Source organism: Gracilimonas sp. BCB1 (assembly GCF_040117685.2).
GTDB lineage: Bacteria > Bacteroidota > Rhodothermia > Balneolales > Balneolaceae > Gracilimonas.
In genome coordinates this window covers 18115-39483 of sequence record NZ_JBEDYP020000015.1, presented here as the reverse complement: position 1 = coordinate 39483, position 21369 = coordinate 18115, and the positions used below count along the sequence as shown (strand labels likewise).

Below are 21369 nucleotides of genomic sequence, written 5' to 3'. Positions count from 1 at the left end.
AGATCTTGATGAAACGACTTTTATCTATTCTAGTACTTCTGCTCACTTTTTCTTTCTCTGTCTTTGCTCAATCCATAGAAACCGGTATTGAGTTTTATGAAGAAGGAAATTACGAACGTGCCCTTCGAATTTTTGAACAATCCGACAGCCCGAGCGCTCAATTATTTGCCGGAAAAAGTCATTATGCACTGAATAATTTTATAAAAGCCAAGGAATATCTTAGCAGGGTTGATAGTACAACCACTGAAATTTTCAGTGAAGCTAAATACACTGCTTCTCTGGCCGATTTTCAGCTAAAGAACTTTGCAGCTTCCCTGGATGCCCTGCATGAACTAAAACAAAATTCACGAGAACCTTCCATATCCCGGGCAGCTTTCTCTTTTTACAGGGATGTAGTTAACTATCTGACTCTTGAGCAGCGGTTCAATACATTCAGAGCTACTAAGTATGATGCCGTACGGCTTGACCTTGTTGAGGCCGGGGTTGGAAAGTTAGACCTGGTTTCGGCGCGTGCCCTTTTTAAGGCGTATAAAACCAGTACCATATCGGATACAACCAATTATGCTTCCATTGAAGCGCTGTTAAGTGATTCTGCTGCCTATATGCAGAGATACAACCCAAACCGATACACGAAAGCTCCATCTGGTCTGGCCTACAATATTGGTGTGGCTCTACCTCAGTTTGATATTGACTCTCCACAGTTTGAAATTCCTCAACACCTGTATTTCGGAATACAGCTCGCCGTCGAGAAATTCAATAGTGAAAATTCAGATTTAAAAGCTTTTCTCACCTACAAAAATACAGGGGCTGATGCGGCTAATGCTCCGGCCATTGCAAATGAACTGGCTTGGAATCACGATGCCGATGTTATCATAGGCCCGCTTTTTTCGGAAGTTGCGGTAGCTATGTCCCAATATGCGGAACTCTACGAAATTCCCATGCTTACCCCCCTCGCTAATTCAGACAGCCTGAACCTTGACCAAAACTATACTTACCAGCTGAATCCAACCTTTGCGATCCAGGGCCAGAGAATGGCACAGTTTGCTATCCGGGATCTTGGGTATGATACGTTGGCTGTGATTGCAGAACGAGGATCTTTAGGTGAACCTTCAGCCGTGGCTTTTCTTGATGAGGCTCGCAAACTTGGTGGCGAGGTGGTCCGGTATTACGTGGAGGAACTTGAGTCAGAAGGCTATGACATCAGTAAATATGCCAGGAACTTTGATCCCGAAGTTGATACGGTATTCAATTACAATATAGACGCCGTATATGCGCCTTTTACCGGGAATATCGCCGAGACCCTTATAAGTTCTTTACTCACTAATTTGGAAGCCATAGGAATCAACATGACCGTTTTGGGTTCAGAAGAGTGGGAAATGGCAGATATCGATTCCCGTAATCTGCCCGACACTGAATTTTATTATACCAAAACCTTTGAGCAAGACCCCGGCAATACTGATATAGAAGACTTTGAAAGTGAGTTTCGCCTTCGTTTTGATACCGAACCTAATCGATTTGCCCTGATCGGTTATGATGCAGCCAACGTTGCACTTCGAACCTTAAAAAGGGTGCAGAATCCGGCTTACTTGAAGGAAGGACTTAAGAAATTCAACAACTACCGTGGCCTCATCATGGACGTGAGTTTTAAGAATACGCACATAAATCAGGAAGTGAGTATCAAACAGATTCAGGACAGAAACAGGGCATCCGATAATTAACTAAAAAACCAGAAGGTTTTACCTTACCGGGTTTCTTGTTCGTTTGCTTTCTCCTCAGCTTCACGCTGCCTTTTAATACGATATTGCTCACGTAACCAGCGTCGCCATTTTTCACTTTCCGCCTGATGCTCACTAAATGTACGAGTGAAAATATGCCCGCCTTCCGGATTAGCTACCATATATAGATAATCATGATCTTCAGGATATAGAGTAGCCTCAATAGTTGATAGGCTAGGATTGGTGATTGGGCCCGGAGGCAACCCACTGTTCATGTATGTGTTGTATGGATGATCTATTTGGTAGTCTTCGAAAAGAAGTCGCCTGCGCTCCCCTAATGCAAAGTTTACGGTAGGATCGGCTTGTAAACGCATTCCCCTATTCAGACGATTCCAATACAGCCCGCTAATAATAGGTTTTTCATCCTGGTTTTTAGCTTCCCATTCCACAATGGATGCCAGAGTAATAGCTTCATTAATGGTCATATCTATTTCCTCAGCCTGTTCACGGTACTCTTGCGTTATCGCATTATCAAATTCACGCAATACTTTATTGAGAAACTCTTTTGGAGAACTGGTCCAGTAAATAAGATAAGTTTCTGGAAGCATCCGACCGAAAAGCTCCTCTTTGGTAAGGCCCTTCTCTGCCAAAAAAGTGCTGTCGTTCATCAATGATGTTAATGAATCGGCATCGAAATGCAGGTTTTCAGCTGTTGTTTGAGCAAGCCTGTCGGTTGTAATACCCGGTAATATCACCACTGAAACAGGGTCCTGAATACCACGGGCCATTTTTGACAGAAATCCGTTATAAGAATACTCCCCTTCAAATACATATCGACCACGCTGCATGTTTCTCCATCCAAGAATTCTTGCCGCCCACTCTATTTCGGATTTATCAAATCGGATTCCTTCGTTTTCTAAATATTGTTGCAACCCGGACAAACCGGAGTTCATGGGAAGAAGTATTTCTGTTTGTTCTTCAAATACCAGCGAAGAACCAGATGTGAGCCGAATAAGCCTTGAGCTCAATACCATTACTACGATAAGTACAAAAAGTAGAATCGTTGTAATGAATTCGGGCTTTGTTACCGCAAATTGTCTTTGAATATTCATGCGCTAAAGATACAAATTGATATACAAAAGGGAATATCAGAAGTAAAGCCGAACATCTTTAATAATTTATGAATCTACTGAAACATTCCTTTTTCAGGAACGTACTTGTTGGGCGAAGAGCAAAGAGCTTTTGGATGCTGCATAAGCACCAAATGCCCTAAAGAAAAAAACCCGGATCCTGATCGGTCCGGGTTTCTTTTTTTAAATAAGATTGTGTTTAGAAAGTTGGATTAAATCGTATCCAAAAAGACGTTCTCCCCTCCGATCCTGCTATTGGTTTTGCTACCTCTGCTCTAAACATCCCAAAACCTAAGCCTATACCGACATTATGAGAAAGTTCAGAGAAGCTTATCTCAAAATCAGATATTGGATTGGTTGATCCTAAATTACTTTGATTAAACATACTCGTTCCGGAGTCAAGGAAAAGTGAAAGGTAGAACGAACTCAAATCCGGCCACCCTTCTCTGTAATTGGTACTTCTACCCAGCTCTACTTCAAGATTGCTCAGCACCATTTGGTTTCCGGATAACGACTTATAGCCCAACGCCCGCATACTCCCTATTCCACCGAGAGCAAAATTTTTGAAGTCCGGAGCTTCCCCGGTAATACTTCCGGCCATAAGTCTCCACTTGAATAACGTAGAGTGATCTAAACGAAAGTATGATTTTGCTTCAACCTGGTATTTGTTGTAGAAAAAATCATTACCGGTTCCTCCAAGGTCAGCAATTTCGGCCCTGGCTGACACAGTTGACCATGCAGATGAATATTTGTTTATCGTACGCGGATTAAGTGTAAGGCCAAATGTTAGACTTTGCTGATTAATTTGATCAAATCTACTGTCAATACCCGGGTTTATTCTGAAGCTGGAGTATTTTGTAATTACAGAAAAATCTGTATTCATCTCCACAGAACTGAACTCATCCACATTATAGGACGCTCCTAATTCTAAAAAACGCAATGGCTTGAGAATAGCATAAAACCCATAGCCGTCGGCATTGTAATAATCGTGATAATCAAATCCTGAAGTAAATGACGTAAGAGCATTTTCGTAGATACCAGTTCGCCAGTAATCTTCTGTAGAGGTGGTATTATGAAGATCTCCACCGATGAGCAACCACTTTCTTTCCATACCTATACTTTTCTCCGCACCTATGGAATACTGCAATTGATCCTGAGCAACGGAATACCCAATCAACCCATGAAGGTCTACGTTTTCAATTCCCAGAAAATTAGCGTTATTCCAATCCATCTTTTCTTCCTGGTATCCAAGAAATAAGCCATCTACTCTGTTATGTCGAATCATTCCGGAAACGGGATAAGCTGAATAGATAGGGTTTTTCACTCCAAAATTACTGCCGGAATAAAATTTTTCGTCGACCCCCTCATACAAGTCAATACCTTCATAAAATTTGACATCGAGATCTTGTGCATGCAACCCAAATGTTACACTCAGTGCAATCAGAAATGCAGTTATTACTCTCATTGTAATGTACCTCGTATTATGTTTCTCTTAAACCACTATGAATAATAACGTTAAAAATACCCAAAAAAGGAAGCACAGAAATTAGGAACGAAAAATACTGATCATGAAAGCGATGTGTTCATTCAGTTCTTTTCCGATTAACTCCGCCCCTCTTCTGATGTCATCTCGGGGCACATTTGCCGCAAACCTGACATCTTTCAGCTTTTTAGCAACTGATTTTACCTTCATATCCTCAAACCCATTGGGCCTCATCAGTGAAACGGCATTCATAAAACCGGATAACTCATCACAGGCAAAGAGATACCGCTCTATCTCCGTCTCAGGTACTTTCCCGGTGCGTTCTGGTGCATGTGCTTTTATTGCTTGAATAACCGACTCAGGATAATCATACTCAGGAAGTATTTCATTTACTGCTTTATGAGGATGGTCGTCAGGAAATTTTTCCCAATCCAGGTCATGTAACATACCGGCAGCCCACCACTCTTCCACCTGTTGATCGTCTTTATTCAATGAGCGTGCATAAGCTTCCATTGCCTTTGCAACCATCATTGAATGATTCAACAGACTTTCTCCTTCTATAAATTCATTAAGCAGCTTTTCAGAAGCTTCTCTATCTATCAGCGCCATAACATCTGATCCAAATTTATGTTCGTATTAACAGTTGCATTAGTTAAACAAAATCATTTAACATTCAACAGTTATTTTTTAATAACTAATTAATTATTTAACCGAGGCTAACATGCGTCCATATTTACAAGCCCTTCTTATTAGTTTGTTTTTTTTCAGTTCCGGTTGTATCAGTAATGTAGAAGATATCTCTGAAACTCCCGATATTAATCCCAATGATATTAGCTATTCTGAAGATATTCAGCCAATATTTACCTCAAATTGTGGAAGCTGCCACATTAATTCTACTACAAACGGGGTTAACCTTACTTCCTACAATACTACTATCAATAGCATGGGTTCCGTAGCAGGCGGACCTATTGTTGTGCCCGGTGAACCGGAAAACAGCCCCTTGGTGGAAAAAATTAAACCGGACCCTTCTTATGGCAGTCGAATGCCTACCACAGGTCAGTTTCTAACCCCAACCGAAATTGCACAAATTGAAGCCTGGATTACAGCCGGTGCGGAGGATAATTAGTATGAAGAAACTTATAGCGACGTTCATTTTTATTTCAGCAATTGCCTCAGCGGCTATGGCGCAGTCTTACATGACGGAGGAAGGTTCTGCCGTGTTTTATTCCAAAGTGCCTTTACACACTTTTTCCGGTGAATCGGAAAACCTGACCGGAATTATTAACCTGAGCAACAGCAAAGTTGATTTCTATATCGACTTAACGACTTTGGAAACAGGAATTGAGAAGAGAGATCGTGACATGAAAGAAACCCTGGAAACGGAAAAATACCCCTTTGCTGAATTTTTTGGAGAACTGGTTTCAGATTTCAACCCGGACACCACAGCCGAACAACCCGTGACAGTTAAAGGAGAATTTAAAATTCATGGAGTGAGTCAAGAAGTTACCATCGATGGAACACTCCAAATGAAACCGGAAGGATTGGTTGTGAAAGCCAGCTGGATACTGTTGCTTGAAGATTATGATATCGTGCCTCCCAGCCTGCTTTTTGTGAAAGTGGATCAGGAACAGGAAATAGAAATTGAAGCTTTATTAAAACCGGTGGAAAACTAAGATGAATATTCGCAAAACAGCATTATTGATTCTGGTAACACTATTTGGGAGTTATTCGGTTTCGGCTCAAATGTTAGAAAGAAAACGAGCGGTTCAGGACGGACCGGTTGAAGATATTTTTCTTGCAGGAAGTATTGCCGGCCTGAGTACGGTTACCGCTCTTCCACAGAAGAATATGAATAGCATGGTTATGCACAATTTTGGACTGGTTTCGGGCGGAATTGAAGATTTTTACGGACTGGATGGCGGAGCGGCTGTCCGGCTTGGAATTGATTACGGAGTAACCGACAAACTGGATATTGGAATTGGCAGAACCGGAATCGAAGATGTGGTAGATCTGCGGGCCAAGTATGTTATTCTGGAGCAATTAAAGTCGGACAAAGTACCTGTACAAATAGCTATTAAAGGTGATTTGGGGATCTCAACCCAAAAGGAAAGGCGCTTTGACTATACCTTCACCGAACGGCTTAATTATTTCACTTCTGTGATGGTAGCACGGAAATTTAATGACAAACTGAGCCTTCAGGTTGCCCCAATGGTCTCTCACTTTAATACCGTAGTGAAAGAACAGAACAATGGTAAGCTGTACAACACAATAGTTGGACTTGGAATAGCTGGCCGATATAAACTAAATAACCGAAATGCCCTGGCTTTCGAATATCTGCCCGTGTTGGGAAACAGAAACCCGAATACCAAAGATCATGTTGCCGTGTCTTTTGAAATCGATACCGGCGGGCACGTTTTTCAGCTCTTTTTTATGAGCGGACGGTGGTTCACCGAACAACACCTGCTTGCCCGTACCGATACCAATATTCTTGATCTGGACTTCCGGTTTGGTTTTAATATAAACCGGTTCTTTGGCCTGGGTAAATAGACAAAACAGCTTATACGTAGGACTGTATTTCTTTTGCTACGCCACGGTTGTACTGAAAGGCCATATCTTTGTAATTCACCAAATCAACAATAGTACCGATTAAGCAAAGTCCACCGGTAAAGATGTACAGGATACCCATCCCTATTTGATTCAGTAAAAGACGATGCACACCTGCAATCAGGAAAAATCCAAGAATACAGGTAATTAAAACCGTTTGCGGGTCTTTTCTTCGTGAACGGTACACAGATGCAAACTTAGAAGCCTGTTCATCCGATAAGTCAGAAAATAACTTTCCAACATAAAGTGCTTCGTCCCCTTCTATTTCCGGTAAATGATCTATTACATTAGCCATGCTGTTCCTTATTCGTAGTTAGTTTTGATTCTTGATAAAGCTCTTTCAAAATGTAGATGATTCTTCCTGATAGGATGAAAACGGCAGCCGGTCCGGCAAAATGAGCTTGCAGTGCAGCCTCAAAGTCACCCCTGAACGTATAGGATACCGAATGTCCCAATCCCTCACCGGGGCAAAAATTTATACCAATCCATTCAAAAAAGCAGAGTGAGGTTCCGGCATTATCAGGACTCATAAGCGCAAGTAACAGAAGCCCGGCACTGAACATAAACCATTCCAAATGTTTTCTTATAAAGCGCATATCCCGACTACGCATGTTTTCAGGTTAAGTTTCTAATTTTTAGGTCTTAACTTTCTGGGAAAGTAATGAGAAATAGTGAAGAAAATCCGATTCGATCGATACACGTCACTGGTAGAAATTTCACTTCCTATGCTGATCTGCCAGAAGTTTTTGAATTTGTGTTCGAGCTGAATTCTTCCAGAGTAAAAGAACCCTTCCCTCTGTTCGTGTTTACCGAAAATTTCACCCGTTAACTGGGTACGATAGTCAAAATTATCGGGGTTGCGGAACCTGAAGTCAAGTCCTACACCCTGGGCAAAATATTGGTCGGGGGTATAGTACGGTATGCCGGTTAAAAAGCTTTCTGTGGCATCTGCATAACTCACTTCACCCACAGGCCTAACCCTGAATTTTGTTTCCATTAAATCAAGAAACAGGCGGATTTGCCCTCCGTATCTCAACACATCATTGGTATAATATTTCCCGTTTGCTGACAAGGCGCTAACTACTTTTCCATTGAATAAATAATCCTGCCTGTAGAGTTGAAGCTGAGCCTGATAGTAGTCGTTTTGTAGAGAAGTAGAAGTAAGCTCAGCCCCTCCGGTCAACTCGATGGAAGTGAAAGCAGAGTCTTTGGTAAAACTCATGCCTATGAGTCCTTCAGGAATGAATTCAGTGCCATCAACCAAAACGGTTGGTCCTATACGAAATTCAAATTGCTGGTTATCAGATCGGTGCGTAAACAGATACCCACCTCCCTGATAATTCCGGGCTTCATTGCCGGTAAGGTTTTCATCTGAAAAAACCAGATACTCTGATTTTATGGTGTGCGTGTTTTGTCTGCGGTTTCCAAATTGAAGGGAAAGGCCTCCGCGAGCAAAAGTGTTATCAAAGTTATCGTTTCTATATTCACCAAACAGGGAAACTCTTGCACCCTCTGTCCATCGGTATTCTCCCTTAAGTGATTTTTGCTGATCCGGATCGAAAAACTTTGGGTAATTTCTATAAAAACTTTTTTTCTCTTCATATGGCTTAAAACCAATTTCATTTCTGATCAGCGTATCAGCAATCAATCCTTCTTCTCTGTCATACTCAAATAGGGAATATAAAGTGCTGTAGGACTGCTCCTCAAAGCCCTCATAAAATAAATTGGAACCAACAAAAGAGCGAAGATTATCATTGTCTGGGTCATTGGTAACCAGTTCATTGGCTTTAGCAAGATATAATGCATCTAAATTGAGTTGTGAAAGCCAGAATAGCTTTAACTGTTCTTCAAAGTCAGGAGCGTTATTGGCCCAGAACAATGCTTTCTCATACTCTTGAGCTTCAAAACCGTACATGAGTGCTAAGTTGGAAGCAAACGGAGTAAGTTGATCGTAGGCCTGATCGGGAAACTCTTCCACAAGACCCATCGTGCTATCCGGATTTTCGTAGTAAATGGATCGTTGTATTGTGAAAGCATAGAGAGAATCTGTTTGAGGGCGCATATCCAGTAATTGCCTTAGATTCTTTTTCATCTCCGGCCAGCTCTCCTGACTTTCCATTGACTTGGTATAACTGAGCAGTGTTTCATAGTCGTCGGGTGCAAGTTCTAAGGCTCTCATTCTCCATCGGCGATTAAAGTCCTCACCAAACAACCCAAGCGCGGCTACCACCTGATTCTTAAAGGCTATAACTTTTGCCGAGCGGTGTACTGCCCATAATGTTTCCAGGAACATTTCGGCCCTGGATTGCATCCCCTCCCATCCATAATAGGTTATCAGGTGGTCAATATCTTCCTGAACCCAAACGTCATTTCGAAGTAATCGGCCTTCAAGAATATCTATGGCACGGGAAATCTGGCTAAACTCTACGCTAAGGGAAATGAGCCGTTCCTGATTCGCCACCGTTGGGTTTCCTCGCCATGCCTTCACAGCGTCCTCCAGTCGGGTATCCCGCCAATTTCCGGAATCGAATGCAGAACCTTCTGATGCTATTAAATTAAACTGACGGAAGTTGTTTATTTGATCCCGGACCAGACTATTGACGAATTGCCGGTCATAGTAAAAACTCTTGTCAAAATTAGGAACGAAGAATACATCACCTGAAGTTTCGAACTGATAAAGATATCCATCCCAAATTTCAGTCCTGTAATAGCTTAAGCCTTGTTTGATAAGCGCACTTTCAACTTCTCTCACCTGCTCCTGGGTAGCATACATATACCAGTGTGCATTATCGTTGGGAAAATGGGGCAAATAGTTATTCCTGAAACCGATGTTTATTTTAATAGACGGCCCGTTTAAAGAATAGCTGGAAAGCCGCTGCCTCCAGTCTTCGGTTTTCTTAGCTCCCATTGTAGCTGCAACAAACCTATTATTGGGATAGTGACGGTATGTATGCTTTATTCGTTGACTTAAAAGCTGATACAATCCGTACCCATATTCCGGATCCGATTTCCAGCCAAGTCCCAAAGGATTTCGACTCAAAAATTCATCTTCTCGACGCTGAGTAACCTGAAATACATCGTCCGGATGCACAAAGTGATTCCAGATTCCGGTAAGCAGTTGCATACCGTGTTGATCCATCAGGGAATTTTCATTCATGGTAAACCCGCTGCTTATTCTTGGATAGTTGAATAAAGCCGTTGGAGCATATGGATCGGGGTCAAATTCACGCCCTTGGCCTACCGAACGATCACCAAAATAGAGAGAGCTCATATATTCAATACTCGGCATCCCCTTTACAATGGCTTGTATGCCTATAGAATCAATCTGGTTTGTGGGTGGAACATAATTGGTGGGTAAAGGTCCTAAATTATCAATTCTCCATCGCTTACGAGCCGCCTGAAGTGCAGAAACCATGAAGTTCATATTGTCCCAGTCTTCGCTCCATAGCGAAAAATGATTATACCCATGAAATGCCAGCTCGTGGCGGGTATTCTTTATACTGTTGGCCAGAAAAATACTACCCTGAATGATATTATCATTATAGATGATAGAGCCCTGTCTCCACTCCTGGAAGTCAAATGGAGGTACTACATTTGCATTATAGTTGAATGCGGTCATCGCGGAGTAGCTCATGTTGAATGAATCGGCTAAGGCTACCATATCCGGCCACCAGATTTTACTTACAAACTCTGCATGGGTAAGATCATATTCCTCATCTATAGGCGGCATCTTTTCGTTATACAAGGGAGCGGGAAAGTCATCCAGAAAAATGGTACTTACATCTGCCACCTGGTATGGAACACCTTCCAATCCCCGCAAAATGGAAGAAAAAAGTATCCCCCGGTATATCTTCCCTCCAACCACATAACTATTCACAGTAACTACTTCACCAAGTCCGATTTTATTGGATATTATAAATGGTTGACCGAGATCAGTTGCGGTACTTGCTAAAATAGAGGTATTATCGTTGAAGTCTTCACCCTTCAGTCCAAAGTGAGGAAGCAAGCCATTGGGATTAAAACTTCTGTTCTGCATTCCCGGGAAGGCTTTGCTGTTTAGCCGGAAACCAACGTTTATTGAATCTGCATCAAAATCAGCATCCTGTTTAATGCCTTGCAGAAAAGAAAACCTGGGATTATTAATAGGGCCGAGAATTACAAGCGAATTTCCCCGGGTAACAAACTCAATTATTTCCTCCACATCCGCATCCGATAACTCTTGAATTCGTTCGGAGGTTACAACCAGACTTCGTACCGACTGAGGAATGGCAAATTCCTGAGTTAAAATTCCAAAGTCGATGGTGAAGTATGGAATCTTGGAGTAATCGAGTGCTTTCTGCACCTGTTCTGAGGCTTCTGTACTGAACTCACTTCCCTGATTCTTTATCACCATAACCAAAGGAGACTGCGATGATACGTCAATACCGGAAAGACCTCTGAATGAGCCGCCTTGCTGGCAACCCGTTATTACGGCCAAAGAAATTACCATGAACGCAAATACTGCGCTATGAATAATTCTGTAGGTTTTGGTTCTTATGTTATTTGAAGAGTCGTGCTGCACGTCCTTCCTCTGTTGGGTAGATATTTCTTAAAACTCCGCCTATGGTAGATTCATCGTCCCTATTTACAATTTCATAAACAATAGCCTCATCGGTCTCATAATAAACTCTGACTTTCCTTCCTTCAAGCCGGCGGAAAGTTACCAGCCATTGCTCAATATCCCTCATAATATTCTGAGCGTCATACAATATTCCCTGCTGAATGGAACCGTAGGGTGGTTTTTCCACAAATAAAAATATACTTGCCGGTGGTACTTCCTGTACTTCCGGACGTTGATCGTCTGGTACCATTAAATATTGCTGGTATAGTGAATCGATGACACCATAATTATTAAGAAAAAACTGATAATTCATAAAAAAGTGTCGGTTTTTAGACAGCTCTCGATCCAGTTCAGGGCCTACGGTAGCATAGGTATAGGGTATACGTTCATTAATGATATTGTAATAAGCGTTAAAAAAACCATTGGGTTCTGTTTTAGGCAGCAAGCTACTTTTACGCAATCCTCCCTGATAAGAAAACAGGAAAGCTACTATTCCCAATATTAATATTGGCATGATAAAGGGTGTGGTTTTTTTAACAGGTTTAATTATCCATTCCAGGAAAATGAATATAGAATGCATGCTCAAACCAAAGAAAATACATATCAGCATCCCATAAAAACTGTTCAGCTGATCAGGATCTATGTACACATACTGATAGTCGAAAAAAGGTGTATACAGGTATGAGATGAAAACAAAAAGCATCAAGAAGACCATCTCGTCCCCAATTCGCTTTTTCTTTTGAACAAAAAGCCGGATCAGGAAACATGTAAATAAAGTTATTCCCGCATAGAAATATATCAGGCTTAACTCCTCAATGGGTACTATCAGGTCTGTGGTAAAACTGAATACCTGTGTATTAAATAGCTGATCCTGAAAGAAAGTGCCGACGCTGAGTCCTGATGACAGGCAGTAAATGATGTAGGGAGCCAACGTGAGTATGTAAATAGAAATCAGGTACAGTGTTATTTTTCCAAACCTTTGGAAGAAATACTTTTTAGGGATAGATATAATCCCAACCAACATAAAGGGCAACAACACCATCAACAGCACAAATACGTTTGTTAGGCCCGTTGCCACTATTCCCATAAAAATATAGAACCAGGGCGTCTTCCCACCAGACCTTATATTCCGAAGAAAAAACAGCATGGTTGGTAATGCAAAACACAGAGAAAAAGAAAGGGACGTAAGTTCAGATTCAAGTTCCATCGAAACAGGCAGGAACAGAGTAGGAAACACGGCATAGATCAGTGCTGAGAGCAATGCGGCTGATTGGTGTTTTCTCTTTGTAAGATCCCGCATTACCCAGAAAATGATTACCGCCAAAAAGAAGCTGATCAATGCACCAATGATATGAAGAATCATTTCGGGGCTTACTTGTGTAATAGTGCTGAAAAAATTGATAATGGAATGCATTCCCTTTGGCGTGGGATAACCCGAAAAATATTCCTGTAGGCTCAGCCCTTTTACCGCATCCAACTCAAAGTACCATACTCTGCTGAACGGTGCTGAATTTTGAATAGATGGGATTATTCTAAGCACCGAGGCTAAAATTCCAATCACCACAGCAGCAACAGAATACGGGTTTTCAGGGCTAAAGGTTGGTTTTTTGAATACCCGTTGTTTGAGATCGGCCCACGTCAGGTTCTTTACTTTCTCAATAAAAAGTACATGGTTGGCTACAATACGGTTTTCACCCCGATTAAAAATATCTGTAACCGTACTTCCCTCCCATCTGCGTTGAAAGAAATGAACCAATAATGGCAACATAAAAAGAAAAAACAGAATACTGATAAAATCATAGATATGGAGACTTACCAACATAAAGGTACCAATGATAATCAAGCCACCTAACCCGACCCAGGAGAATACGATTCGGTCGATACCCTTTTTCTTACCCGCATGTTCAAAAAACAACGGCGTTACAAAACCAAACACAAAGAGAAAGCCTATAGTTAGTCGAATTACAGAAAATATAGCTTGAAAATCGTAGCTCATAAGCTCTTGTCTTTCAAAATGTTTGCTACCGAATCAGGCTGCACCGGAAGTTCACTCAAGCCTATATTACTGATGAAATACGGACGTCCCAGAGTATCCAGACGGGTTTTAATCTGTTTTCTTTTGTCTTCGGTGTCTGCAAAACCAACTATAAAGTAGGGTTTATCACTTTGGGTGGAATAGTGGTTCAGATATTTAAGACGCTCGTTGAATTCGTCAGCAGACCTTATCCGGTACCTCTTGTGTTCAAAATCATAATCGGATGCAAGCGCCTCGGTTAAGAAAGCATCCACATCATCACCGGTTTTTTCTAATAAGAAGGCACCGGCATTTTGAATGATCGTAAAACCAGGGTATCGCTGCCGGATTCCCTCGATCAACTGCACCATATAGGGCTGTAAGTAAGCTCTTTCTGTTGTGGGGGCAACGGCATCAACGGTATCAAGGAACAGGCCATCTACTCCCTTTTCCGTGATAGCAGGTAAAACGTCCATCAAAATAACGCGTCGGGCTTCCGCACTTTCCAGGTTAACAAAGAAACTATTCCAGTTCTCATTTTTACCGAGAAATCCTATTTCAGCAAGACGAGGGTAATACCAGCGGTTGGTATCCACTTCTCCCAGTGTAACGTATGCAATTATTTTTGTTCCGGTAGCCCGCAGTGCATCCATTTCCTCTTTGGAATAGAAGTCGGGCTCGATAATTACCATCTCGTAATTCCGCACCTGTTCCGGTGTTACCTTGGCGTAACATACCCCAAATGGTGTGTGATCTGCCATAGAAAAGGAAGCGCGTTTTGTGTTATTACACTGCGTGAAGAGAAGTGCCATTATGCAAATTGCCGATAACTTCAGTTTCATTCTTCAACACCTAACCTCACGCATTCTTGCCAGCCTAATGCCTGCAAAAGCTGTATGGCTGTTGGTATTAATACCATATCGAATTCAATATCGGCACGTTCCATCAGGTTTCTGGATAACAATTCTAACCATTCATCATTGGTTTTTGAATCATCACCTGCATTTGATTCGACAAAATCTACAACAAACTCGAACAGGCCAATAATTTTGCCTGTCCAGGGAATTGTTTCGGAATTCAACCCGCTTGGCGAGCCGTTCCCGTTCACCCATTCGTGATGGGTTCTGATACCCTCCAACACATCCTTATCAATGGAAAGATGCTCAACCATATTAGCCCCAATTATCGGGTGTGAAAGCTCACCGCCGATTGTTTTACCCGGCTCAATGCTGATTGCTCCAACATAACCGATATCATGTAGCTTAGCTGTTTTTGTGATGATCTCCATCTCGTCATCTTCGAGCCCAAAAAACATACCGAATCGCTGTACAAAGGCTACCATTCGCGGGGTGTGAAATCGTGTTTTCTCCCGGCTTTTTTCAATGGCACGTAACATCTTATAATAACCATCCATAAGCTGGTCTGAGAAATTCTCATTCTTATGCCGGTAGTCAAACAAGTTGGCAAACGACAGGCCAACTTCTTTTAGCAGATTTTCTATATCGAGCTTCCCGCTACCTTCTGTTTTCTCAACCATCAAGAAACCAGAATGATGCTCACCAGTAAAGTATTCAACATCTACCTGTTTACCCCATTGCTTAAGAAATTCTTGCCCAAATTCAGTGACTTTCAGTTCGCCACCCTTGTTTTCATAAAGTGCTTTATCTGCACCAGCCGTAAAATAACCTGCCAGTTTTTCCTTCATCCCGACGGATACCAAAAGCTTATGTCCGTTCGGGGTAAACTCTACAATACATCCGGAGGCTACTTTTCTGCCATGGACCACATACCGCAGTATAATTTGGGCAATCCCCTCTGTATTTAACTGTCCGCTTCCTAAATCCGAAACCACATTTTCGATCTTCTGCTCATACTCGCGCTGAGGGTTGCTCTCTTCTTCATCGAGGGTAATAAGCCAGTTAGCCAGTAATCTCCCTACAATAGATAATTTTGGAGTTATTTGATCCGGGCTTTTGGTATAAGGTCCGGCACAGTAAATACCCCACTGTTCTCCATCCTTTTTAAATAAAGGAATGTGTTCACACTGACCGATAGAATGAGAGGTTATACCCTGCTCTTTGAACACCTCGTCCATACTCATCTTCTTTTCCAGGTTCTGCAACTGGTACTCAAAATCTTTTAAGTATTCTTTTTGCTGTGGTGTTTGTTTGTGAGGCTCCAGCTCATTGCCGGCATCTCGAAGTATGTTCTTGGTAAGTACGTGTCGCCTGTCGAGCACCAGTTTCCCATCCTGCAATCGGTACACAAAATGAACCGGTGCACGGTACAATAAATCCATCCAGTTTACAATATCGCTGAAGGATGGACTTCGTTTCCTTGACAAGTGTTCAGCCGATAACTCCCAGAACTCGAGCTGCTGCTCGGTACCGAAAGCCTCCATAGAGAAAGCTTTACTTAGCCGATTGCCCACCGTATGTATGTAACTTCGAACGTCTTTAATCATAAGGGTACCTCAATATGCAGAGTAATAAAAGTAATCGAGATGTTTAAAAAATCTTTTTGCCAAAATTCCTGTAGATATACTAAATACTGCAGAGCCGGCTATCAGGCCAATCACAGCATATTCCAATCCAAAAATACGACTGCACAAAAACCCGGTTATAAAATTCACGAATAGTGAGCCAATCATAGCATACATCACCATCTCAGGTCTGTTTAAAGTGAAAAAGAATAAACTGTTCAACAGGCCGTATATCAAAAACAAATACCCGATACTAGCCAGCCAAAATACCTTGAATGTCATGGGGTTAGCGAAAAAATCTGAAATTTCGGGTACCTCATTTTCAAACATCCGCAGGCTAAGAACTCCATAATAGGTAACCAGAATTGAAATGCCTCCAACCGCCAAAAGCAGCATAATCTGCTTGATATAAAACCGTCTAAAAAACCGGTTAAAGAGCTTGATCTTCGAAATGACTGCTTTCTTCTGAGCAGGAATCAGGTTCCGGGAAAATGAATGTACGCTGAATTCCAGCATAGCAATGGTAATCACCAGGCTGATCAAAGCCCAGTCCATGCCAAGCTCATAGGGAGTATTAAACCAAATGATATATTCAGGCGGTGGCGGCCCGGCCGACCATGCCATTAGCCGATCCATGAATAGAAAGGTGAAGTAACAAAATCCATATACAAAGTAGCGATAGGTGTTGTAGTAACTCACCTCTCCCTCCGGCAGTGATTGTTTAAAGAGCTCCTGACGGAGAGCCCTGATTTTGAGCTTATAATAAATGTAGGCATACACCGAGATTATGACCGTGGCTGTTAAAATGCCCAGCCATTGAGACATATAAATACCAAGACCTGCAAAATCCATCCCGAAAATCACGAAAATGGTACCCGAAACAATCCCCATCAAAATCATAAAGCGTTGTTCCGTAGCAAAAAGAATAGATGCCGAAAGTAACAGCAGCGAAATCAATACCATATAAATCATGGATAGTATGATAAGCTGTTGCGGGTAGAACGGTAATATCAGGTTGATTCCAAAAATCGCTAAAGCCGAGATGAATACAAAGGGGATCGCTATTTTCATCACGGCTATAGTAGCCTTAGCAGCCAGGTAATAGTTGCCCTCACCTTTGTATTTAGAAACCAGCCTGCCTAAAGTTTGAATAAATCCTCCGGTCAAAATAAAGGAAATCATGGTTCCCAAAGCGACTACCGTTGCCTGGGCTTCATTAAAATCGAACCAGGCCCACAGGGCGTATTCAAAAACAATAATAGCAATGATTTGTGATAGCATAGGCATGGAAAAAACCATCCCTGCTGTATAATGTTTGGCAAACAACTTGAGCGTTCGCCCTATTCCTCCAAATTTAAATTCATCATCTTCTTCATCAGTGAAGGCCGAATCGGTTTCCTTGCTTTTAATCCTCTTATAGACTTCTTCACCAAGCTCAAAAACCGACTCGTATCCATAATCAGTTTTGGCATCCACATTTCGAACCCCAAGAGATTCAATGGTAGCCGCTACCGCCCACATGCTTATTGGATTGCCAATAAGATCATACACTCGTTCGGTAATTTCCTGTACCGCTTCAGCCTTTGGAGGATTTTCAAGTTGTATTTGATCATGTTCAGGCATATTCAAACTCCTCTTCTTTCACATGATCTAATAACTTTAGCACCGACTCTACCTGAACACGCTCTTTCCATGGAGTCCGTTCTTTTGAAGCAAGCTTGATATATGAATCGTAATATGCATTCACCGACTTTTCTGTAGTGAAAGTAAGCAGAACCCGATCCCGGGCCTTTCTGCCCAGCTCAAGTCGCAGATCGTCATCCTTCAATAATGTAACCACTCCTTTTGCAATATCCTGAGGATCACGGGGCTTGCATAAAATCCCGCATCCCTCAAGTGCATCTCGTATTCCTCCCACATCCGTAGCAACAACCGGTCGTCCACAGCTCATTGATTCAATGACGGTATATGGAAAACCTTCCGATATTGAAGTTAAAATGGAGATATCCCCTTCATTAAAAATCATACTGGGCTGGTCGTGGAACCCTCCAAAATGGAATGTATCATTCAGCTCTAACTCCGATACCAAGGCTTTACATCTGGCCACATATTCTTTGTCCACTTCAAGACTGCCATACACCTTGAACTGCACCTCAGGGACTTCTTTACGAACAATATCAGCCGCGCGAATCATCGTTTCGATATCTTTTAATGGAAAGACCTGGGCTACAGCTATTACAGTTGGAACATCCTTTGTTTGTCTGGGTTTTGGAGTGGGTTTGAAAAGGTCAGTATTTACTCCGTTGTAAATTGGAACAATATTTTGCTCTTCGGCCTCAAATCGTTTTTCCCATTCCTTATTTGCCGTAGTAACTGGTGAAATCTGATCAGCTGTATAATACACGGCACGGCTTACCAGTGTCGAAAGGTCTACAAGCAGTTTCTTTGAAAAGAATGGCATGTCAGCTTGTCCAACATTGATCAACCGCTCCCGCATATACACCCCGTGATCGGTTACCATACTTGGTATGCCTTTTTCATATTTAGCGGCTATAGAAATCAATGCCGGAAATCCGGCCAAAGTTGCATGAGTGACATCCACTTGGTCCGAAATGGGTGCAGCCACCGGCATTAAAAAGTGATACAACCAGCGCATACCGAACGTAATATCAAAGACCCGGGGCTGCTCGTTATACGATAAATCAGACTCTTCAAAATTATTTATAATCGACTGTTTAAATCCGGTCCACAATAAAGGCTGCCTTAAGGTTTGTTTATAGTCGTAGTATTGAAAGTATTTCCAAAATCCGTAAAGAATATCACTGATCCTATTTACATCAGTATAAGGGTCGAAAAGGCACTTGATGAAATCTTCAAAAATAGGTTTAAAATAGGCGTTGATAACCTTCTTGGATACTCTGGACTTCTTTTCGATTTGATATGAAAATGGTTGGCGGTCGTCGTAATAATCCGAGGGTTCGTCAACTCCCCACAGAGGTATATGGGTAATCCTCTTTATGTTTTCAGGGAGTCGGTACCGGCTTTCGACATAGGGATTACCGGTAATGGCCAGCAGCTCGAAATCCACCTTACCCACTAACTCTGTGCACAATATATGAGACCACGTTGATACACCCCCCCCGCTGAAAGGATAAGAACCTTCTGTTTCAAACAACACATATGGTCTGTCTTTGCTCACTCTTCTGCCGCATCCTCCTTTTGGGTCATATCTTTCATTAATACCTCATAGTCAGAAAAAACATGTTCCCATGTATGTTCTTTTTTTACTCTTTTAAAACGGTTATTTACATAACGTTCAAAATGTTGCTGATTTTCCCAGAGCTTAACAATGTTCTCGGCCAGAACTCCTATAGGAGCTCCGGGTGACAAAACAAGGCCATATTTTTCAGTTAAATCACCAATACGAAAACCTACAGGTAACGCTTTATGAGCTAATGCCTCTAACATGACCAGCGGTTGAGATTCGTTGTGACTGGTTATCGACAAAAAATCAAATTCAATAAAGTAACTTTTTGCAGACCGGTTCCAGATACACTCCACTTCAGGATATTCGGATGCCATTGCCCGAACCTGCTTTTCCAGTTTCTCTTCGTTGGCATCACTGAGTAGCATCCTAAATTCGGGGTTGATGCTGTGCTCTCTGAACGCATCAACCAGTTCAAAAAAAGCAAGCGGGTTTTTCATTTCTGCGCATCGCCCAACCCAACCAATTACCGGCCGTTTGGCTCTGCTTTTCTCCGGCTTGAGCCAGGATGCAGGAATTCCATTGGGAATATATTTTAAGGCCTTTGCTCCCAATTCTTTTTGAAAAGGAATATTTGATTCAGAAACCGAAACCACTTGCTCTGCATGTTTATATGTGTGTAAAGCAAGATCTTTGAAAGAGGATATCATATCGGTTTTATCACGGCTGTTTTCTGGAATTTTGTATCCACACTCCAGCGCAACAGCTCCCATTTCAATCTCCTTCCAGTAAATAGCATGTTCAGTCAGTAACAATGGGATATCGTTCTGAACAGACATCCTGCTTCCTATCCAACCTGCAAAACCGGTATTGGTTACATGTATGAGATCAAAATCAGCATTGGACAAAGTGTGTCTTGACAAGGAATTAATGTACCAATTCTCGAGAAATGCTAATGATTCACCATCCATTTGAGGGGGTGAAATTCGAATAAAATCGCTGATATTGTCGGTTAAAGGATACAGAGCTTCAGAAGGATTCTGCCCCTGAAATTCATCGGTAGCAATTTGTAAGATGGTGAAATCAAATTCCGAAAGATGACACAGGTATTGGTAAACCCATTCGCTTACCCCGCCTCTGTACCACGGATAGGTTCCTTCTATAATGAGCAGAACTTTCATATAAATAAATCAGGAGTTCGCTTTTTTGTACAGCCTGTATAGAATGGATCCCGATTGCTTAATTAATCTGGATACAAGTTCGAACTCAGTGGATGAAAAAAGTATAGACCTTTTCATCAGTAATACCCCAAACATTGGGGCATCAGAGGGAACTTTCATATTATTCATCAATAACTCCCGCTCACTAACCGCAAACAAAGGCACTGAAATTTCTGCAGCAAGCTCTTCTTTCTTCGAAAAGTCCACAAAAAAGCCAAAATCATCATTAAATACATGATTGGTCAAATACGCTTCTTTGTTTTCACGTAGATTACTGAAACCCTTCTCCTCACTTATATCTGTGACATTATCAGGTTTTTTCGAATTATGAGACTCAAGGTATAATAATTTGGATTGGTTATCCTGTACCATCCAAAAACCGGTAAATTTATTCGAAACGATTTCATTCAATCCTTTACCGAGGGTTTCCACAGTGTCTGAAAACGAACCGGAAATAGCCGTCTCCATTAACTTCATAACCAGACGGTCTTTCTTTTTAGATTGATCCTCATCAAGGCCGGCAATTCGTATATCCGTAACAATCTTCATGCGGATTATCTCGAGTACCCGCTCCCTGTCATTATTAAGAAGTTCCTTTTTTATGAAATCGGCAGCGCCCAGATCATACGCTTTTTGCTCTTTCTCTACCGTTGGTAGGTTGGTCATAATCAAAACAGGAATCTTTTTCTTTTTTTCATCCAGTCGAATAGACTCCAAAAACTCCAGTCCTGAAATCCCCGGCATATGAATGTCAGAAAGAATCAGGTTAACATCTTTTTCTGAAAGAATATCAATCGCTTCCTGCACATTATGTGCGTTTAAAACAGTAAACTCTTTTTTAAGGAGGTTTTTGATCATGAAGTGAATAGGTTCATCATCATCAATAACTAAAACCTTGTAATTCATATACTTTATT

Annotated in this window: 17 protein-coding genes; 4 read left to right on the top strand and 13 right to left on the bottom strand. The window is 41.7% G+C overall.

What is annotated here, in order from left to right:
• Nucleotides 1-8: 8 nt before the first annotated feature.
• Complete coding sequence (locus ABFW99_RS12485; RefSeq protein WP_349353859.1) at nucleotides 9-1718, top strand: ABC transporter substrate-binding protein; 1710 nt, start codon at nucleotides 9-11, stop codon at nucleotides 1716-1718.
• Nucleotides 1719-1741: 23 nt separating this feature from the next.
• Here ABFW99_RS12485 and mltG read toward each other — a convergent pair whose 3' ends face one another.
• The 3 genes from mltG to ABFW99_RS12470 all read right to left on the bottom strand — a co-directional run bounded on the left by mltG (nucleotide 1742) and on the right by ABFW99_RS12470 (nucleotide 4937).
• Nucleotides 1742-2827 (bottom strand): endolytic transglycosylase MltG, encoded by a 1086-nt coding sequence (mltG, locus tag ABFW99_RS12480; RefSeq protein WP_349353860.1) that lies wholly within the window; start codon nucleotides 2825-2827, stop codon nucleotides 1742-1744.
• A 217-nt stretch (nucleotides 2828-3044) separates the two neighbouring features.
• Nucleotides 3045-4310, bottom strand: a complete 1266-nt coding sequence (locus ABFW99_RS12475; RefSeq protein ID WP_349353861.1) for a hypothetical protein — start codon at nucleotides 4308-4310, stop codon at nucleotides 3045-3047.
• A gap of 81 nt (nucleotides 4311-4391) precedes the next feature.
• The gene (locus ABFW99_RS12470; RefSeq protein WP_349353862.1) at nucleotides 4392-4937 is read right to left on the bottom strand and encodes an HD domain-containing protein; all 546 of its coding nucleotides are present in this window, start codon (nucleotides 4935-4937) and stop codon (nucleotides 4392-4394) included.
• Between the two features lie 112 nt (nucleotides 4938-5049).
• Here ABFW99_RS12470 and ABFW99_RS12465 point away from each other — a divergent pair, with 112 nt between their 5' ends.
• From ABFW99_RS12465 to ABFW99_RS12455, 3 genes are read left to right on the top strand one after another with little or no spacing between them, the layout of a single operon-like run.
• Complete coding sequence (locus tag ABFW99_RS12465) at nucleotides 5050-5454, top strand: c-type cytochrome (RefSeq protein ID WP_349353863.1); 405 nt, start codon at nucleotides 5050-5052, stop codon at nucleotides 5452-5454.
• Between the two features lies 1 nt (nucleotide 5455).
• Entirely contained in the window at nucleotides 5456-6001 is a 546-nt protein-coding gene (locus tag ABFW99_RS12460) for a YceI family protein (RefSeq protein WP_349353864.1), read from the top strand.
• 1 nt (nucleotide 6002) lies between these two features.
• A complete protein-coding gene (locus ABFW99_RS12455; RefSeq protein ID WP_349353865.1) occupies nucleotides 6003-6875 on the top strand; it encodes a DUF5777 family beta-barrel protein in 873 nt (290 codons plus the stop codon).
• Between the two features lie 10 nt (nucleotides 6876-6885).
• Here the strand turns inward: ABFW99_RS12455 and ABFW99_RS12450 are convergent, their stop codons facing one another.
• From ABFW99_RS12450 to ABFW99_RS12405, 10 genes are all read right to left on the bottom strand, one after another.
• Nucleotides 6886-7227: a TM2 domain-containing protein gene (locus ABFW99_RS12450; RefSeq protein WP_349353866.1), complete on the bottom strand. Its 342-nt coding sequence runs from the start codon at nucleotides 7225-7227 to the stop codon at nucleotides 6886-6888.
• Nucleotides 7220-7528, bottom strand: coding sequence for a DUF2752 domain-containing protein (locus ABFW99_RS12445; protein ID WP_349353867.1), 309 nt, complete (start codon nucleotides 7526-7528; stop codon nucleotides 7220-7222). Before ABFW99_RS12445 ends, ABFW99_RS12450 begins: the two co-directional genes overlap by 8 nt.
• Before the next feature lie 32 nt (nucleotides 7529-7560).
• Nucleotides 7561-11409, bottom strand: a complete 3849-nt coding sequence (locus tag ABFW99_RS12440; RefSeq protein ID WP_440707510.1) for a DUF2194 domain-containing protein — start codon at nucleotides 11407-11409, stop codon at nucleotides 7561-7563.
• Between the two features lie 61 nt (nucleotides 11410-11470).
• The gene (locus tag ABFW99_RS12435) at nucleotides 11471-13528 is read right to left on the bottom strand and encodes a hypothetical protein (protein WP_349353869.1); all 2058 of its coding nucleotides are present in this window, start codon (nucleotides 13526-13528) and stop codon (nucleotides 11471-11473) included.
• Complete coding sequence (locus ABFW99_RS12430; RefSeq protein ID WP_349353870.1) at nucleotides 13525-14307, bottom strand: endo alpha-1,4 polygalactosaminidase; 783 nt, start codon at nucleotides 14305-14307, stop codon at nucleotides 13525-13527. Before ABFW99_RS12430 ends, ABFW99_RS12435 begins: the two co-directional genes overlap by 4 nt.
• 77 nt (nucleotides 14308-14384) lie before the next feature.
• Nucleotides 14385-16010 carry an HD-GYP domain-containing protein gene (locus tag ABFW99_RS12425; RefSeq protein ID WP_349353871.1) on the bottom strand — a complete coding sequence of 542 codons (1626 nt, stop codon included), beginning with the start codon at nucleotides 16008-16010 and terminating at the stop codon, nucleotides 14385-14387.
• Between the two features lie 9 nt (nucleotides 16011-16019).
• Nucleotides 16020-17651, bottom strand: a complete 1632-nt coding sequence (locus tag ABFW99_RS12420; RefSeq protein WP_349353872.1) for a hypothetical protein — start codon at nucleotides 17649-17651, stop codon at nucleotides 16020-16022.
• On the bottom strand, nucleotides 17644-19227 hold the full coding sequence (gene pelF, locus ABFW99_RS12415) for a GT4 family glycosyltransferase PelF (RefSeq protein WP_349353873.1): 1584 nt from the start codon (nucleotides 19225-19227) through the stop codon (nucleotides 17644-17646). The genes ABFW99_RS12420 and pelF overlap by 8 nt, the downstream gene beginning before the upstream one ends.
• Complete coding sequence (locus ABFW99_RS12410; RefSeq protein WP_349353874.1) at nucleotides 19224-20414, bottom strand: DUF3492 domain-containing protein; 1191 nt, start codon at nucleotides 20412-20414, stop codon at nucleotides 19224-19226. Before ABFW99_RS12410 ends, pelF begins: the two co-directional genes overlap by 4 nt.
• Before the next feature lie 9 nt (nucleotides 20415-20423).
• Nucleotides 20424-21359, bottom strand: a complete 936-nt coding sequence (locus ABFW99_RS12405; RefSeq protein ID WP_349353875.1) for a response regulator — start codon at nucleotides 21357-21359, stop codon at nucleotides 20424-20426.
• Between the last annotated feature and the right edge of the window lie 10 nt (nucleotides 21360-21369).

Excerpts from the sequence above, each read along its gene's own strand:
- ABFW99_RS12410 (WP_349353874.1), bottom strand. The coding sequence starts at position 20,414 with ATGAAAGTTCTGCTCATTATAGAAGGAACCTATCCGTGGTACAGAGGC.
- ABFW99_RS12470 (WP_349353862.1), bottom strand. The coding sequence starts at position 4,937 with ATGGCGCTGATAGATAGAGAAGCTTCTGAAAAGCTGCTTAATGAATTT.
- ABFW99_RS12430 (WP_349353870.1), bottom strand. The coding sequence starts at position 14,307 with ATGGCAGATCACACACCATTTGGGGTATGTTACGCCAAGGTAACACCG.
- ABFW99_RS12445 (WP_349353867.1), bottom strand. The coding sequence starts at position 7,528 with ATGCGCTTTATAAGAAAACATTTGGAATGGTTTATGTTCAGTGCCGGG.
- ABFW99_RS12485 (WP_349353859.1), top strand. The coding sequence starts at position 9 with ATGAAACGACTTTTATCTATTCTAGTACTTCTGCTCACTTTTTCTTTC.
- ABFW99_RS12435 (WP_349353869.1), bottom strand. The coding sequence starts at position 13,528 with ATGAGCTACGATTTTCAAGCTATATTTTCTGTAATTCGACTAACTATA.
- ABFW99_RS12420 (WP_349353872.1), bottom strand. The coding sequence starts at position 17,651 with ATGCCTGAACATGATCAAATACAACTTGAAAATCCTCCAAAGGCTGAA.
- ABFW99_RS12465 (WP_349353863.1), top strand. The coding sequence starts at position 5,050 with ATGCGTCCATATTTACAAGCCCTTCTTATTAGTTTGTTTTTTTTCAGT.
- mltG (WP_349353860.1), bottom strand. The coding sequence starts at position 2,827 with ATGAATATTCAAAGACAATTTGCGGTAACAAAGCCCGAATTCATTACA.
- ABFW99_RS12405 (WP_349353875.1), bottom strand. The coding sequence starts at position 21,359 with ATGAATTACAAGGTTTTAGTTATTGATGATGATGAACCTATTCACTTC.
- ABFW99_RS12460 (WP_349353864.1), top strand. The coding sequence starts at position 5,456 with ATGAAGAAACTTATAGCGACGTTCATTTTTATTTCAGCAATTGCCTCA.
- ABFW99_RS12475 (WP_349353861.1), bottom strand. The coding sequence starts at position 4,310 with ATGAGAGTAATAACTGCATTTCTGATTGCACTGAGTGTAACATTTGGG.
- ABFW99_RS12455 (WP_349353865.1), top strand. The coding sequence starts at position 6,003 with ATGAATATTCGCAAAACAGCATTATTGATTCTGGTAACACTATTTGGG.
- ABFW99_RS12425 (WP_349353871.1), bottom strand. The coding sequence starts at position 16,010 with ATGATTAAAGACGTTCGAAGTTACATACATACGGTGGGCAATCGGCTA.
- ABFW99_RS12450 (WP_349353866.1), bottom strand. The coding sequence starts at position 7,227 with ATGGCTAATGTAATAGATCATTTACCGGAAATAGAAGGGGACGAAGCA.